This window comes from Bradyrhizobium sp. Ash2021 (genome assembly GCF_031202265.1).
Lineage (GTDB): Bacteria > Pseudomonadota > Alphaproteobacteria > Rhizobiales > Xanthobacteraceae > Bradyrhizobium.
The window spans coordinates 1,493,237-1,508,441 of sequence record NZ_CP100604.1; the positions used below are offsets into that span (position 1 = coordinate 1,493,237).

The following is a 15,205-nucleotide window of genomic DNA, read 5'->3' on the forward strand; positions in this document are numbered from 1 at the left end:
AGACGGGGTAGCGGGCTAGGGGCTATCGTTTCTGACCGATATCGTCGAGATGGACGTGTAGCCAATGCAGAAAGGCCCGGCATCGTTGCCGGGCCTTTCTCATTTGAACCAGCTCTGAACGGCTGGCTTAGAAGTCCATGCCACCCATGCCGCCCATGCCGCCGCCACCCGCAGGCAGGCCGCCGCCCGCGTTCTTCTTCGGCACTTCGGCCACCATGGCTTCTGTGGTGATCAGCAGCGCCGCGACCGAAGCTGCGTTCTGGATCGCGACGCGAACCACCTTGGTCGGATCGATGATGCCCTTGGCGACCAAATTGCCGTACTCGCCGGTCTGCGAGTCGAAGCCGTAGGAGTACTGATCCTTTTCGAGGATCTTGCCGACAATCACGGAACCGTCTTCACCGGCGTTGATCGCGATCTGGCGGGCCGGCGCGGACAGCGCCTTGCGCACAATATCGACGCCGGTCTTCTGGTCATCGTTCTTGGTACGCAGCCCCTTGAGATGCTCGGAGGCACGCAGCAGCGCGACGCCGCCGCCCGGCACGATGCCTTCCTCGACCGCGGCGCGGGTCGCATGCATCGCGTCATCCACCCGATCCTTGCGTTCCCTCACCTCGACCTCGGTCGCGCCGCCGACGCGGATCACCGCGACGCCGCCAGCGAGCTTGGCCAGACGCTCCTGCAGCTTCTCGCGGTCGTAGTCCGAGGTGGTTTCCTCGATCTGCGCCTTGATCTGCTGAACGCGGGCTTCGATGTCGGCCTTCTTGCCGGCGCCGTTGACGATGGTGGTGTTCTCCTTGTCGATCATCACCTTCTTGGCGCGGCCGAGCATCTGCAGCGTGACGTTCTCGAGCTTGATGCCGAGATCTTCCGAGATCGCCTGACCGCCGGTCAGCACCGCGATGTCCTGCAGCATGGCCTTGCGGCGATCGCCGAAGCCCGGCGCCTTGACGGCGGCAACCTTGAGACCACCGCGGAGACGGTTCACAACGAGCGTGGCCAAGGCCTCGCCTTCGACGTCTTCGGCGACGATCACCAGCGGCTTGCCGGTCTGCACGATCGCTTCCAGGAGCGGAAGAAGTTCGTTCAGGCTGGAGAGCTTCTTCTCATAGACCAGGATGTAGGCATCGTCCATTTCAACGCGCATCTTGTCGGCGTTGGTGACGAAGTAGGGCGAGATGTAGCCGCGGTCGAACTGCATGCCTTCGACGACCTCGAGTTCGGTCTCGAGCGACTTGGCTTCTTCAACCGTGATGACGCCCTCGTTACCGACCTTCTTCATGGCGTCGGAGAGGAACTTGCCGATCTCCGCGTCACCGTTGGCCGAGATGGTGCCGACCTGAGCGATCTCCTCGTTGGAGGTGACCTTCTTGGAGTTCTTGACGAGGTCGGCGACCACGGCGTCCACAGCCAGGTCGATACCGCGTTTCAGATCCATCGGATTCATACCGGCGGCAACCGCCTTGGCGCCTTCGCGCACAATGGCTGCGGCCAGCACGGTCGCGGTGGTGGTGCCGTCGCCGGCAGCATCGGCCGCCTTGGAGGCCACTTCGCGCACCATCTGTGCGCCCATGTTCTCGAACTTTTCTTCAAGCTCGATTTCCTTGGCGACGGTGACGCCATCCTTGGTGATGCGGGGAGCGCCGAACGACTTGTCGAGCACGACGTTGCGGCCCTTCGGACCGAGCGTGACCTTCACCGCGTTGTTGAGAATTTCGACGCCGCGCAGCATGCGGTCGCGGGCATCGACGCCGAATTTGACTTCTTTGGCTGACATAATGATCTCCGTTTTCAACTCGTCAGATCCCGAGGTCCGCGCCAATGGGCGGGTTCTTGAGGGATGAGATTTGGACGGGCCTCTTCCTTCGAGACGCCGGCTGCGCCGGCTCCTCAGGATGAGGGAATGGGCTAAAGCGCTTAAGCGGCCTTCTTCTTGGCGGCGGGAACGTCGGTGAGGACGCCCATGATGTCGCTTTCCTTCATGATCAGCAGTTCCTGACCATCGAGCTTGACCTCGGTGCCGGACCATTTGCCGAACAGCACGCGGTCGCCGACCTTGAGGTCGATCGGGATGAGCTTGCCGGCTTCGTCGCGGCCACCCGGGCCGACGGCGACGATTTCGCCCTGCGAGGGCTTTTCCTTGGCACTGTCCGGAATGATGATGCCGCCTGCGGTTTTGTCTTCGGCATCGATGCGTTTGACCACGACGCGGTCGTGGAGCGGACGGAATTTCATGCGATCCTCCTTGGCTTTTGTGATTATTTCTGGATTGGCAGTCGCAATGAACGAGTGCTAGCCGCTCTTCACATACGCCTGTGGCACTGGGGCGCAAGGGCTTTCGCCCACGATGTTTGAGGAGGAACGCTTGCGGCGATTGCTAGCAGGCGAAGGAATCTGCTGCTAACGCGTTGATTACTATGACCTATTGAACGTTTTCGTTCCTGGCGAATTGAGAATCATGCAACTGTCTTGGTTGGCTGGAGGTTGCCATGGTCGAGAAAGATGCGGTTTCCAAGGATTTCAGGAAGCAGGTCTTGGGCTACGGACTGACGACAGCGGAAATCGTTTATCGCCGTCCGGATCGTCGCTGGTTGCTGCAAACTTACGTCTGGCAGGACTACGATATGTTTCCAAATTTCCCGGTGCTAAAGCATTTTCTCGCGTTCTGGGAAACAAAGCTCGAAGGCCCGCTGTTTGCGGTCACCGTCGCGCACTCCAAACTGATCAAGCCAGCCGAACTACGCGCCGTGGATGGAGTCTTCCGGCTGCATTAACGCGAGGGCGCACGGCTTTGGGGTGATCACTGTCGCTCATGCGCAAATTGCTTTCGGGAAATTCACTCTCTTCAAGCGGGCCAGTTCAGCGAGATCACAATCCCGTATTTTCTGCTCGCCGGCGACGACGAGGTAATCGAATAAGTGCGTGGAAGTGGACGCCAGGCGTCAGCGGCGTAGATGGGTAACGGGCTGATGCGTTCTCCTCAGCGTCTCACTCAAGAACAGGAAGCGATCATGAATTCCGGTTTTTGCCGGTGAATGTCAGCTCACCGGGGAATATCGGAAGTGACGCGCGCTGCGAATGTCAGCTTATCCGGCGGCGCTCCCGACAATATCCTGGATGATCCCACAACCAATCGCCTCGAACCTCGGACTCCCCTCAAACCTTCCACATCCATTCGCGTCGCGTTCTTACGACTGTAATGGAGCACAGGCAGGGTCCTTTCGCCCTGGAGCAGCAAGCATTGCTGCGGGCGAAGCATGGGAGGTTGCGATGAATGGTGCAGGATCGCGTTTTCTAGCCCAGATGCCGGTTTTTCAACCAGGTTTGGCAGTAATGGTCGTTTTATCGAGCGTCGCGGGAGCCACGGTTGCTCTTGCTGACGACGATGGTGTTCAATTCAGGCCGGGAAATTTGCTGCTGAGCCGTTCCGTATACGACAACAATCCGGCAAATGTCGCGGTGGGGACACAACTGCCGCCCAACTGCGTCGCGCCCATTTGCGTGGCCGCGACGAACGACGGCTCTTATCCGTATGTCTGGAACAATTCGCTCGTTGACGGCAGCTTCGGCATCACCGCGAAAATCGTGCTCGATCAACTCAAGCCGTCCGGCGAGTTGATCAACTCGCTCGAAGTGCCCAACAGCTCGGACCGCGGTCCCCTGACCAGGGATCAGATGGTGACCAGCTTTCCGTCCAAATCCGAGATCGCGCTAAACCTTTCGACCGACGGCCGGGTCGTGACGTTCATGGGATACCTTGCGCCCGTCGATGCCCTCGATGTTTCGAATTCCAACACGGCTGCGGTGGTCGATCCCACCAACCCCGTTCCCGGAAGCAATTACCGCGTGGTTGCAGAACTTGACGAACATGGTCGGTTTCGTTTCACGAAAACCAATGCGTATAGTGGCAACAACGGACGCGCCGCGATCCTGAACGACAACGGCGGAGCGCGCATTGTCTATACGGCGGGCAACGCCGGCAACGGCGCAAATCCTCAGCCAAACGGGATCATTATTGGCGCCGGATTGCAAATCCTGACCGCGGAACGGAACGCACTCGTCGCGCAGAACCCGGGCCTGCCGACGCCCGTCGGCAGCTTCAACATCACGCAACTGGGGCTGACCGCGGACAAGATCGGCAAAGACACCAATTTCCGGGGCCTCTCGATCTTCAACAACGTCATCTATACCACCAAGGGCAGCGGCGGTAACGGCATCAACTCGGTCTACTTCATCGATGCGACCGGCTTCGATGCGAACGGCAGGCCGCTGGCATGCCCGAACGGCGTCGGCGTACCGAAGGCGATCGCAAGCCTGCCTGCGACGCCGATCCCTTACGACGCTTCACAGCTGCAGACGAAGGGGGTCGTCCCCTACAACATGTGCATCCTTGCGGGCTTCCCGACGAATTTGGCGAAAAAAGCGACGTCGTTCCCGTTCGGAGTCTGGTTCGCCGATGCGAAGACGCTCTACGTCACCGACGAAGGCGACGGCACCAGCAGCTTTGATCCGGCGTCCGGCAAGTACAAGGCGGCCGCCGCGCAAACCGGCGCGGGACTGCAGAAATGGGTGTTCGACGCCAACCTCCGCGCGTGGAAACTGGCCTACGTACTGCAGGCCGGGTTGAACCTTGGCGTGCCATACACGGTGACCGATTATCCGAGCGGCCAAAATCCCAAGACCGGCCTTCCCTGGTCGCCCGCCAGCGACGGCCTTCGCAACATCATGGGGCGCGTCAATCGCGATGGTACCGCAACGATCTGGGCGATCACCTCGACCGTCAGTGGAAACGGCGACCAGGGTGCTGATCCGAATCAACTGGTCATGATCAGGGATAAATTAGCTGCAACCAGCCTTCCCGCGGGCGAAACTTTCACGGTGATTCGAACGGCGCGCTTTGGCGAAGTGCTCCGTGGCGTTTCGTTTACGCCAGGAACTGATCGCGATCATCTGCCCGACGATCACGATCACGATCGGCACGCCGACGCCGACTGACAATCAACGGGCTCGTGCAGTCAACGGTCAGCCGGCACAAAACTGGCGGCCGACCGTTGATGCCGATCGCTGCCGCCGCGGCACGATCGGCCGCGATACGGACAATTCGCTCGGCGAATGACCCAGAGCGCACGCGTTACCCCGGCCAAGCTGGCTGTCCGGGTGGTATCCGAAGACAAACGGCGCTAGGATCGGAAAGTTACACGCGGCGCTGCGATTTTGTGTGCATTTTTCGAAATGGCCGCGCCAACGCGTCGCGTTATAGCGAGGAGGGCAATCCTTGGCTCGCAATCCCTTCGCGCGTCGGCTCGTTGCGGTCTTTGCGGCCGATGTTGCCGGTTACAGCCGATTGACCGGCGCGGACGAAGAAGGCACGCACGTAAGGCTGAGGGAACATTTGCAGGGCTTGGTTGCCCCAAATATTGCTGCCCATCGCGGGGCTATTGTCAAAAATACCGGTGACGGACTGCTCGCCGAGTTCGACAGCGTTATGGATGCGGTACGTTGCGCAGTCGATATTCAGCGTAGCATGGCCGAACGCAATGCGGACGTACCACCGGATCAGCGCATAGAATTCAGGATCGGCATCAATGTCGGCGGCGTGATCGAGGATGCTGGCGATATATTTGGCGACGCGGTCAATGTGGCGGCTCGCCTCGAAGGCATCGCGGATCCGGGCGGTATTTGTCTTTCCGACGATGCTTACCGGCATGTACGGCACAAACTCGACGACGTCTCCTTTGAAGATGCCGGCGAACAGAAGCTTAAGAACATCGAACATCCGATCCGCGTTATCAGAGTTAGGGATCGCGGCGTCGCCGCAGAAAAAAGACCCGCCCTGGTGCTGGCGGACAAGCCCTCGATTGCCGTCTTGCCTTTCCAGAACATGAGCGGCGATCCGGAGCAGGAGTATTTCGCCGACGGGATGGTGGAAGAGATCATCACGGCGCTGAGCCGCACCCGCTGGCTCTTTGTCATCGCGCGCAACTCGAGCTTCACCTACAAAGGTCGTGCCGTGGACGTGAAGCAGGTCGGTCGCGAACTTGGCGTTCGCTATGTATTGGAGGGTTCGATCCGGAAGGCCGGAAATCGCGTGCGCATCACCTGCCAACTGATCGACGCGGTCAGCGACGCTCATCTCTGGGCCGACCACTTTGATGGCTCGCTCAATGATGTTTTCGATCTTCAGGACAAGATCGCCATTGGCGTAGCCGGTGTCATTGAGCCCGCGGTAGTCGCGGCTGAAATTCGTCGCTCGATTCAACGTCAGACCACCGACCTTACGGTGTACGACCTCTATCTCCGCGCCCGCGCCGACGCCATGTCGTGGGAAAGACTCCGATTGCTCCACGCACTTGATCTGCTCCAGCACGCGCTGGAGCTTGACCCCTACTACGGACCGGCCCTTGTCCTGGCAGCCAGCTGCCGCCAAAACCTTGATTTGAACGGCTGGACCGAGGACCCGGAAAGGGAACGCCAGCAAAGTGTCGACCTTGCCCGCCGTGCGATTCGTGCTTCCGGCGATGACCCCTATGTTCTCGCCGAGGCGGCGTTCGTGATCGGCTACTTCGAGAGCGATATCGATCCAGCGATCGTTCTGATCGACCGCTCTCTCGAGCTCAATCCGAGCTCCGCAATTGCCTGGTTCCGGAGCGGATAGCTCAGGCTCTGGGCCGGACAAATCAACCTCGGCATCGAGCACTTCGAAAACTCTCTGCGCTTTAATCCGCTGCGGCCAGCCCCGCCGTCGCTTGGGATCGCGATCGGTCACTTTTTCGCTGGCCACCTGGAACGAGCGGCGGCGATGCTACGCCTCTCGCTGCAGGAAAACCCGACTTGGCCGCCGTGCTACCGCTTTCTGGCCTCCTGTTGCGCACATCTGGGACGCCTCGACGAGGCGCGAGCGATCGTCGACCGCCTGCGGGATATCACGCCTTCGGTGATCCCGGGCGCCAAACACTGGCGTGTCCCGGAGCAGTGAGAGTTCTTCCTGGAGGGCCTGCGCTTGGCTGCGGGCGAAACGAAATGATCGACAGCGCTAATGCGGCCAATGGGCTGTCGTCCCTCAGAGTTCTGTGGCCCTGAGCCGCCGCAAAGGACTCATGGCCTCGTCGGTCATGGGGATGCTCCCACCAATCTCGCGCGGTGGAGCATTGGCGGCGTCGACAATGAATCCGCATGGCTGAGAACGCCGTCAATTTCAACCCGGAATGATTTCTGTCGAAAGCCGTAGTTCTCCGGATTTTTCGGTGGGAGGAAGTGTTGCTATTCACTGACCGTTGGTTGCCTGAATTGCTTTTACTTTCGCATTCCGGATAACGAGACTTCGCCCAAGTAAATCTCATAAGGCCAACATCGATGTCCCGCGCAGAGCGCGGGCGACGCGTGGTGCATTTAATTTTCGGGTATCAAAACCCACTAATCGATACGAAGGGCAGTTCGCGCGATGCGCAAGGCAATCATCTCAACGGCGTCAATTTTGGCGCTCGCTCTCGCTGGTTCAGCTTTCTGGCCGACAGTACAGCCTGATGTCGAGCGCTTGGGAGACAGCGTTTACGAGACGATCTGGGTATGGCGCATTCCCGCTTACGCAAACAATCCGTCTTGGCGCGTTCGGTGGAGTTGGAGCGATCCACTTCGGGCGCAGGCGAGATGTTGCCGCGTACTGTAACGACCTGATTTCGTACGGGGCGAAGATTTGCCACGACTGGCGCGGAGCCCGTGCGATATTTCAGACTTCGCGCTGCGGGCAGGCTCCACTGAGACATTCGAGGCCGAAAAACGGCGTCCGCGCGACCTCAGCGCGAGATGACGTGCGATCCGGAAGGCCATTCGCGTTGACCTCTCACCGGGCTCGCGCCGATTTCCCATCCGGCGCCGCCCCAGATCGTGTCTACCGCCCCGAGCTCGCCTGCGGCGTCGCGAACAAAAAATATGTTTGGCACAGCGTTGGTCTGCAACGCACCGTCTTCACCGTTCGCCTGGAGTTTTAGGAAGCACCAAACGTCGGCGAGACGAGTCTCATAGCGATCATGGAGTTCGGCGATGAGTTGGTTATCGCTTGATGCTTTGTTCAAGACATGAATTTGAAATGCCACGTCATTTGTATCGTCTTCGATCTTGACGGCGAAGCGGCGCACGAAAGTCGCGCCAAGCCACGAAATCTTGACTTCCGCCGCAGGTGACGTGTTCTCCCTGAATCGTTGGCTGGCGATGAATTTGTGAGAAATCGTAGCCGTTACCGAAGAATCCGCCGAAGGATCTGCTGGTTCCACCGGAGTTGCACGCTGGGAACAGCTAACGTTGGTACCTGCACCTAAGGCGGTGGAGTTGGCGGCCGGTTCGTTCTCTATCGCGGCGAGGCGGGCGTTTCCGGCTGTGAGCAAGAGCAAAGTTGAGCAAAGGACCTGACCAAGCCGACGACGCATTTTGGTTTCTCCGAGTTCGATGAGACAAGGTAAACCGAACGTCAGTTATGTAAATAACGAAATTAACCTTTGGTTAAGGATAAACAATACATAAAATAATAGATAATATTATGATGAATACTTCAAAACAAAGCAATCTATATTTGTATGCAACTCGAATCAGCTCCGGATGCACGGCTCGCGAATGTCGTGTCGCGCGTCATTCGGCGAACTCGTTTCGCTGATCGCATCGCGCTTGCGAACCGGAAGCGGGATCATTCTGGATGCACATTACGCTCGGCGACATCGCCCCATTGAGCAGGCGCACTTTGATAATGGCCGTGATGAGCAAGGCGTTCCGAAAGTCGTCCTAAATCCCAAAGACGACTGAACTGACGGAACGGTCGTTCGACGAGGTCGATGAGGCTCTTGCTTAACGAGGGTAAAGGCGATGGCGCGAAGCACACATGAGATACTTCTCCCCGCTTGGAAGATACGCTCCCGGTATGATGCACTGTTGCCAGCGGTTTGAACTTGTTGAGGCCTCTTTCGTTGGGGGCCTCTTTGTTTCGACTAACTTGATGTCGCCGTTTTGCACATAGCCTCAACTAGCGCGGTGCGGCGACGTGTCCGGAGTTGAAGGTAATCCGGACTCAAGACCGACGGTTTCGACCGGACGCTCCAAGCCCAAGGCGACGTCCGATCGATCTCGTGGGTAAAAGTGGACACCATGAATCGGATTCATCCACTAGGGCGCTTCCCGCTCGCCCTGCCGGAGCGGGTGCAGCGGATGCGCGTCGTGCAGCATCATGGCGAGCTGATGCAATTGCGTATCGCGAAAGCCAGCGGCCTCGATTGCCTTCACGGTCGCGAGCACATAGTCGCGGTTGACGCCGGACTGGCCGTGGCCCTGCTGCACGTGGCGCAGTTGCTCCGCCAGCGACAGCCGTCCGGCATATTGCACATGGCCGCGATCGACCACATAGGCCAGTGCGCTGACGCGTTGCCGCGCCTCGTTCTCCAGCCACACCGAACGCGTCACCTCGCGATAGACCGAGGTGACCTGCTCGCGTTCACGCAAATAGGCGATGGTGGCGGCGCGGTTCTTCTCGGCGACCCGGAAGGCGATGCCGCGGCAGGCGCCGCCGCGATCGAGCCCGAGCACGAGGCCCGGCTTTTCCGGCGTCCCGCGGTGGACGAACGAGTAAACGCAGAGCGCGCGATGCTCCCCGATCAGCCGCGCCGGGGCCTGTTCGAGGAATTCGAAGCCCGGACGCCACATCAGCGAGCCATAGCCGAACACCCACAGGTCGCCTTCGGAGAATTCCGTCTCGGGCAAGGTAATCGTCGACATCGCGCGCACGGCTACCAGAACAACAGGGAGAAGCGAAGCAGATTCAGCATCTTTTGCCGCCGGGTTTCACCGCTTACATTTGACAAAATCGTCAGCCAAAGGACGCCGCATGCCTGACATGTCCCCCGCGCCGCGCCGGCGCCCGCTTTGGCGCCTTTTCCTCATGCCCGCTCTGCTCGTGGTTGCAGCCTGCGCCTGGAGCGGATTCTGGTTCTATGCGGCTTCCGAGGTCGGCGTGCGCGCCGACGCTTGGCGGGCCCAGGAAGCCAAATCCGGCCGGGTCTATGATTGCGGCAACCGCTCGGTCGCCGGCTTCCCGTTCCGCCTCGAAGTCCGCTGCGACGATGCCAGCGTGGCGCTGCTGTCGCAGACCGCGGGATCGCAGGCGCCGTTTACGGCCAAGCTCGGCGAAATCCTGGTGGTGGCGCAAATCTACGATCCGAAATTGCTGATCGCCGAATTCAAGGCGCCGGCCACCATTTCCGAGCGCGGCCAGCCGCCGTCGATGATGGTGAACTGGAGCAAGGGCCGCAGCAGCGTGGTCGGGCTGCCCGCCGTGCCGCAGCGCGTCTCGCTGGTGTTCGACGATCCCGCGATCGATCGCGTCAACGGATCGGTGCAGACGCCGCTCGCCCGCGCCAGGAATGTCGAGCTGCATGGCCGCATCGCCGAGGGCTCGCCGGCGGATCACCCCGTGATTGAAACCGTGTTGCAGATCGCCGGCGGCAGCGTGCAGGAGGTGCATCCGCTGCTCGCAGCGCCCTTCGATGCCGATGTGCGCACGAAGCTCAGCGGCTTGAAGGATTTTTCGCCAAAACCCTGGCCCGAGCGGTTTCGCGAAATCCAGGCCGTGGGCGGCCATGTCGAGATCGTGCAGTCGCGAATCCAGCAGGGCGACCTGATCGCGGTTGCCGCCGGCACGCTGGGCCTCAATGCCAGCGGCCGGATCGAAGGCGAATTACAGATGACGGTCGCCGGTATCGAGAAGGTGATTCCCGCGCTCGGCATCGAGAAGATGCTGGAACAGGGCGTGCCGCAGGCAACGCTCGATCGCGTCGCGCCCGGCGTCAAGAGCCAGGACATCAACGGCCTGTTCGGCGCGCTCGACCGCGCGATCCCGGGGCTTGGCAAGGTCGTCAAGCAGAACGCCAGTGTCGGCGTCACCGCCGGAATCAACTCGCTCGGCAGCGAAGCGGTGCTGGAAGGCAAGAAGGCGCGGGCCTTTCCGCTGCGCTTCGTCGACGGTGCGGTGTTTCTCGGCCCGTTGAAGGTAGGGGACATCCCGCCGCTGTTCTGAATCTTTCCGTCGACATTTCTCCATCGTCGTCCCGGCCCCCGTGCGCAATTGCTCACCAGGCCGGGCCGGCAGCCGTGACGGTAAACACCTGCTCGCCGAACCGTGATCGAAATCGCGGGAATGCCGAGGCGCGAACCCCAGTCTCTCCTAGTGAAGGCCCGCACATCAGCTGCGGGTCATGCGGAGGAGGAGAGACATGACCAGGTTCAAATTGTTCGGCGCGGCCGCGGTTTTGGCGGTGTTGATTGCATCACCGGCGTCGGCGCAGGACCCGCTGGAGGCATCGGAGCCGGGGATGTGGGCGTTCTATCATCCGAACGGCGATCTCGGTAACGGATCGGCGCGGCCGGTTGCCAATGCCCACGCGATGGCGCCGCGGCTGGTCATGAGCCACCCGATCGTGCCCCGGCACGTCAAACCCCGCAAGTAACCGGCGTGCCCGGATCGAAGCGGGCTCGGTCGCCCCGGCTGGAGCCCGCTTACTTTCATTCAGGCGCGGACGCGCGCGTCAAGAAATTCCAACACCCGGCCGTGAGCGAGACGTGACGCGAAATGATCGCGTGTTCGCGACTATCGATGTGCGAATGCCGCGCTCGATCCCTGCCAGAACGAGAGGTTCATCATGCCCAACGAAGGAAACCACGCGATGCAGGACTATTATCTGATCAGCCGGGCGGCGCATGTCATCGGGCGCAGCGGCCTGGCGATGGCCGGCGCGATGTGCGGGACGTTCGTGGCCGCGCAACTGGCAAAAACCGACATCGCGGCGCTCGACACGTTCGGATTCACCGCGGCGATGGTGTTGGCCGGAATGATCGCATTCTATCTCGGGATCGATATTCCCTGGCTCCCGGCCAGCGGCGCCCGCCATCCGCCGAGGGTTGAGCCGGTCGAGCTGCTCAGCGCCGCCGGCACATTCCTCGCCGCCGTGGCCGCGCTGATCTCGGTCTGTGCCATCGTGCTCGATGAAGCGCCGCACCGCGCATGGGAGCTCGTCATTGGCTCGTGGTGGCTCGTTGGCACCGCCATGCAGATCAGCGCCGGCTCGATCGCCCGCCTGCGGCTCGCTCGGAAGGCATACCCCCAGTCGTCATCACCCGCGCATGCAGGTGATCCAATATTCCAGAGACATCAGGGATAAAACCGGGAAGCCGCGGCGTACTGGATACTCCGCATGCGCCCGCTCTCAACCCGGCTTCTTCGTCAGATGTTCATGCGGCCGGCCGAAATCGGGCGCGGCGGAATCCTGGCCGATCTCGACGATGCCGCGGCGGATGGCGCGGGTGCGGGTAAAATGCTCGAACAGCGCTTCGCCGTCATTGCGGCGGATGGCGCGCGTGAGTTTCGACAGATCCTCGTTGAAGGTGCCGAGCATCTCCAGCACCGCGTCCTTGTTGTTCAGGAACACGTCGCGCCACATCGTGGGATCGGAGGCTGCGATGCGGGTGAAATCGCGAAAGCCGCCGGCGGAGAACTTTATGACCTCCGACGACGTCACCTCTTCGAGTTCGTCGGCGGTGCCGACGATGGTGTAGGCGATCAGATGCGGCAGATGGCTGGTGATCGCGAGCACGAGATCATGATGATCCGGCGTCATGATCTCGACCCTGGCGCCGAGGCCGGCCCAGAACGCGCGCAGTTTTTCCACCGCGCCCGCGTCGGTGCCTTCCGGCGGCGTCAGGATGCACCAGCGGTTGATGAACAATTCCGCAAATCCGGAATCCGGGCCGGAATGCTCGGTGCCGGCGACCGGATGCGCGGGGACGAAGTGCACACCCGGGGGAATAAACGGCGCCATCTCGCGTGCGACCGCGCCCTTGACCGAACCGACGTCGGAAACGATCGCGCCCGGCTTGAGGAAAGCCGCGATCTCCTGCGCCACCGGGCCGCAGGCGCCGACGGGAATGCAGAGGATGACGAGGTCGGCGTCTTTGACGGCTTCGGCGTTGGTCGCCACTACGCGGTCGACGATGCCGAGTTCGGCCACGCGCGCGCGGGTCTTCTCCGAGCGCGCGGTCGTGACGATCTCGCCCGCAAGCCCCTGCAGCCGGGCGCCGCGCGCGATCGAGCCGCCGATCAGGCCGAAGCCGATCAGCGCGACCTTCTTGAAATGCGGCGCAGCGTTCCCGTCAACGCTCACTTGACAGCCATCCTGGCCGCCATGAAGTCGCGCAAACCGTCGACCACGAGCCGATTGGCTTCCTCGGTGCCGATGGTCATGCGCAGCGCGTGCGGCAGGCCGTAATTGTTCAGCGCGCGCAGCACCAGCCCGCGCCGGGTCAGGAACGCGTCGGCATCAGCCGACGTCCTGCCCTGCTCGAGCGGGAAATGGATCAGGATGAAATTGGCCACGCTCGGCGTCACCTTGAGGCCGAGTTTTGTCACTTCGTCCGTCAGCCAGTTGCGCCATTTTTCGGTGTGCGTCCTGGACATCTGGACATGCGCGGTGTCCTCGATCGCCGCCACCGCCGCCAGCATCGCCGGCGTCGAGACGTTGAAGGGGCCGCGAATCCGGTTGACCGCGTCGACGATGTGGGCCGGGCCGAACATCCAGCCGATCCGCAACGACGCGAGGCCGTGGATTTTCGAAAACGTGTGCGTCACCACCGTGTTCTCGGTGGTCGCCACCAGCTCGATGCCGAGTTCGTAGTCGTTGCGCGACACGTAGTCGGAATAGGCGGCATCGAGCACCAGCAGCACGTGCTCCGGCAGGCCGCCGCGCAGCCGCTTGACCTCGTCGAACGGGAGGTAAGTGCCGGTCGGGTTGTTCGGGTTGGCGAGCCAGACGAGCTTGGTGCGCGGCGTGACGCGCGACAGAATCGCGTCGACGTCGGCGGTGAAATTGGTTTCGGGCGCGACGACGTTCCTGGCGCCGTTCGCCATCGTCGCGATCGGATAGACCAGAAAGCCATGGGTGGTCGAGATCGCCTCGTCGCCATGGGTGAGATAGACGTGCGCAAGCAGATTGAGGATCTCGTCCGAGCCGGCGCCGCAGATGATGCGGTCCGGGTCGAGCCCGAAGGCGCGGCCGATCGCCTGGCGCAGCACCCGCGATGTGCCCTCCGGATAGTTCTCCAGATGCGCCGCGGCGTCCTTGTAGACCGCAATCGCCTTCGGCGACGGCCCGAACGGCGTCTCGTTGGCGGACAGCTTGAACACCTTGCGGCCCGGCTCCGCCACCGGGCTCTTGCCGGGCGTGTAGGGCGCAATATCGAGAATGCCGGGATTCGGCACGGGGCGGGACATCGTTAACTCCGGGGTATTTTGGGGCGGCTTTTAGGGTTTGGCCGCCCCGTTCGGGGGCACCGTATAGCGCGTTGCGTGGCTGCCGACGAGGGCCGATGAGCGCACCGAGGCGCCGGCCTCGATCAGCGCGGTTCTGATCTTTTCCAGCCCGGTGCCTGCGATCGATACCAGCAGCGCCGCGCCGTCGAAGGCGGTATCGGGGACGGCGACGATTTCGGCGAGCGGCGCGATCGCACGCGCGATATCGGCATTCCAGCCGGAGACGCGCACGCTCCAGGTCTCGACCTCGGTCACCATCGCGTTATCGGCGACGCGGGAGACCACGAACACCGGCAATGCCGCCGGATGATCGGCACGCTCGAGGAACGGCAGCCGCGCGATGATTTTTGGCGCGCCATCAGGCTCGAGGCCGATCCACCACGGCGTGCGGCTGGAGGTGGCCGAGACCAGCGCCAGATCGCCCTTCGATTTCGCCACCGCCTCGACCGCGGCCTGGGCGCTGAAATGCGCCACATAAGGCACGACGAAGCCGAAATGAAACCGCGCCGAATCCCGCATCGCGGATTCGCCGACCGAGACATCCGCATGCACCGAGAACGGCGCCTGCACATACGTGAACGTCGAGATGATGACGCGCCAGATGCTCTCGACGGTATCGATCGGGAGGATGCCGCGATGACGCTCGACCAGTCGCCGCATCATGTCGGCCTCGCGCGCCGGACGGAACGCCGAGCCGACCTCCTGGGTCTCCTTCACCTGGATCAGGCGATCGATGATATCGCCGCGCGCCATCAAGAGCTGATGGACCTGCTCGTCGATCGCGTCGATCTCTTTGCGCAGCACCGCCAGCGAGGGCGGGGCGGGGGGTGCTTTGGACATGTCGAACCCTAACGGCCGGACGGCCTG

At 61.7% G+C, this 15,205-nt stretch carries 14 protein-coding genes; 7 read left to right on the forward strand and 7 right to left on the reverse strand.

Annotated features, from left to right (window positions below; genetic code table 11):
- Positions 1-127: 127 nt before the first annotated feature.
- Together groL and NL528_RS07150 are read right to left on the reverse strand one after the other, a co-directional pair.
- Positions 128-1,777 (reverse strand): chaperonin GroEL, encoded by a 1,650-nt coding sequence (groL, locus tag NL528_RS07145; RefSeq protein ID WP_309181997.1) that lies wholly within the window; start codon positions 1,775-1,777, stop codon positions 128-130.
- A 140-nt stretch (positions 1,778-1,917) separates the two neighbouring features.
- A complete protein-coding gene (locus tag NL528_RS07150) occupies positions 1,918-2,235 on the reverse strand; it encodes a co-chaperone GroES (RefSeq protein ID WP_074272317.1) in 318 nt (105 codons plus the stop codon).
- A gap of 254 nt (positions 2,236-2,489) precedes the next feature.
- Here NL528_RS07150 and NL528_RS07155 point away from each other — a divergent pair, with 254 nt between their 5' ends.
- The 4 genes from NL528_RS07155 to NL528_RS07170 all read left to right on the forward strand — a co-directional run bounded on the left by NL528_RS07155 (position 2,490) and on the right by NL528_RS07170 (position 6,976).
- Positions 2,490-2,774: an usg protein gene (locus NL528_RS07155; RefSeq protein WP_309181998.1), complete on the forward strand. Its 285-nt coding sequence runs from the start codon at positions 2,490-2,492 to the stop codon at positions 2,772-2,774.
- A gap of 559 nt (positions 2,775-3,333) precedes the next feature.
- A complete protein-coding gene (locus NL528_RS07160) occupies positions 3,334-4,995 on the forward strand; it encodes a hypothetical protein (protein ID WP_309181999.1) in 1,662 nt (553 codons plus the stop codon).
- A gap of 280 nt (positions 4,996-5,275) precedes the next feature.
- Positions 5,276-6,655: an adenylate/guanylate cyclase domain-containing protein gene (locus NL528_RS07165; RefSeq protein ID WP_309182000.1), complete on the forward strand. Its 1,380-nt coding sequence runs from the start codon at positions 5,276-5,278 to the stop codon at positions 6,653-6,655.
- A 144-nt stretch (positions 6,656-6,799) separates the two neighbouring features.
- Positions 6,800-6,976 carry a tetratricopeptide repeat protein gene (locus tag NL528_RS07170; protein ID WP_309182001.1) on the forward strand — a complete coding sequence of 59 codons (177 nt, stop codon included), beginning with the start codon at positions 6,800-6,802 and terminating at the stop codon, positions 6,974-6,976.
- 817 nt (positions 6,977-7,793) lie between these two features.
- Here NL528_RS07170 and NL528_RS07175 read toward each other — a convergent pair.
- Together NL528_RS07175 and NL528_RS07180 are read right to left on the reverse strand one after the other, a co-directional pair.
- Positions 7,794-8,423: a hypothetical protein gene (locus tag NL528_RS07175; protein ID WP_309182002.1), complete on the reverse strand. Its 630-nt coding sequence runs from the start codon at positions 8,421-8,423 to the stop codon at positions 7,794-7,796.
- A gap of 727 nt (positions 8,424-9,150) precedes the next feature.
- On the reverse strand, positions 9,151-9,756 hold the full coding sequence (locus tag NL528_RS07180; RefSeq protein WP_309182003.1) for a gamma-glutamylcyclotransferase: 606 nt from the start codon (positions 9,754-9,756) through the stop codon (positions 9,151-9,153).
- A gap of 109 nt (positions 9,757-9,865) precedes the next feature.
- Here NL528_RS07180 and NL528_RS07185 point away from each other — a divergent pair, with 109 nt between their 5' ends.
- The 3 genes from NL528_RS07185 to NL528_RS07195 all read left to right on the forward strand — a co-directional run bounded on the left by NL528_RS07185 (position 9,866) and on the right by NL528_RS07195 (position 12,194).
- A complete protein-coding gene (locus NL528_RS07185) occupies positions 9,866-11,053 on the forward strand; it encodes a DUF2125 domain-containing protein (protein ID WP_309182004.1) in 1,188 nt (395 codons plus the stop codon).
- 196 nt (positions 11,054-11,249) lie between these two features.
- A complete protein-coding gene (locus NL528_RS07190) occupies positions 11,250-11,483 on the forward strand; it encodes a hypothetical protein (protein ID WP_309182005.1) in 234 nt (77 codons plus the stop codon).
- A gap of 192 nt (positions 11,484-11,675) precedes the next feature.
- Complete coding sequence (locus NL528_RS07195; RefSeq protein WP_309182006.1) at positions 11,676-12,194, forward strand: hypothetical protein; 519 nt, start codon at positions 11,676-11,678, stop codon at positions 12,192-12,194.
- A gap of 45 nt (positions 12,195-12,239) precedes the next feature.
- Here NL528_RS07195 and NL528_RS07200 read toward each other — a convergent pair whose 3' ends face one another.
- The 3 genes from NL528_RS07200 to NL528_RS07210 are packed head-to-tail and all read right to left on the reverse strand — an operon-like array spanning position 12,240 to position 15,178.
- A complete protein-coding gene (locus NL528_RS07200; RefSeq protein WP_309182007.1) occupies positions 12,240-13,193 on the reverse strand; it encodes a prephenate/arogenate dehydrogenase family protein in 954 nt (317 codons plus the stop codon).
- Positions 13,190-14,299, reverse strand: a complete 1,110-nt coding sequence (hisC, locus tag NL528_RS07205; RefSeq protein ID WP_309182008.1) for a histidinol-phosphate transaminase — start codon at positions 14,297-14,299, stop codon at positions 13,190-13,192. The genes NL528_RS07200 and hisC overlap by 4 nt, the downstream gene beginning before the upstream one ends.
- A 30-nt stretch (positions 14,300-14,329) precedes the next feature.
- Positions 14,330-15,178, reverse strand: a complete 849-nt coding sequence (locus tag NL528_RS07210) for a chorismate mutase (RefSeq protein ID WP_309182009.1) — start codon at positions 15,176-15,178, stop codon at positions 14,330-14,332.
- Positions 15,179-15,205: the final 27 nt, after the last annotated feature.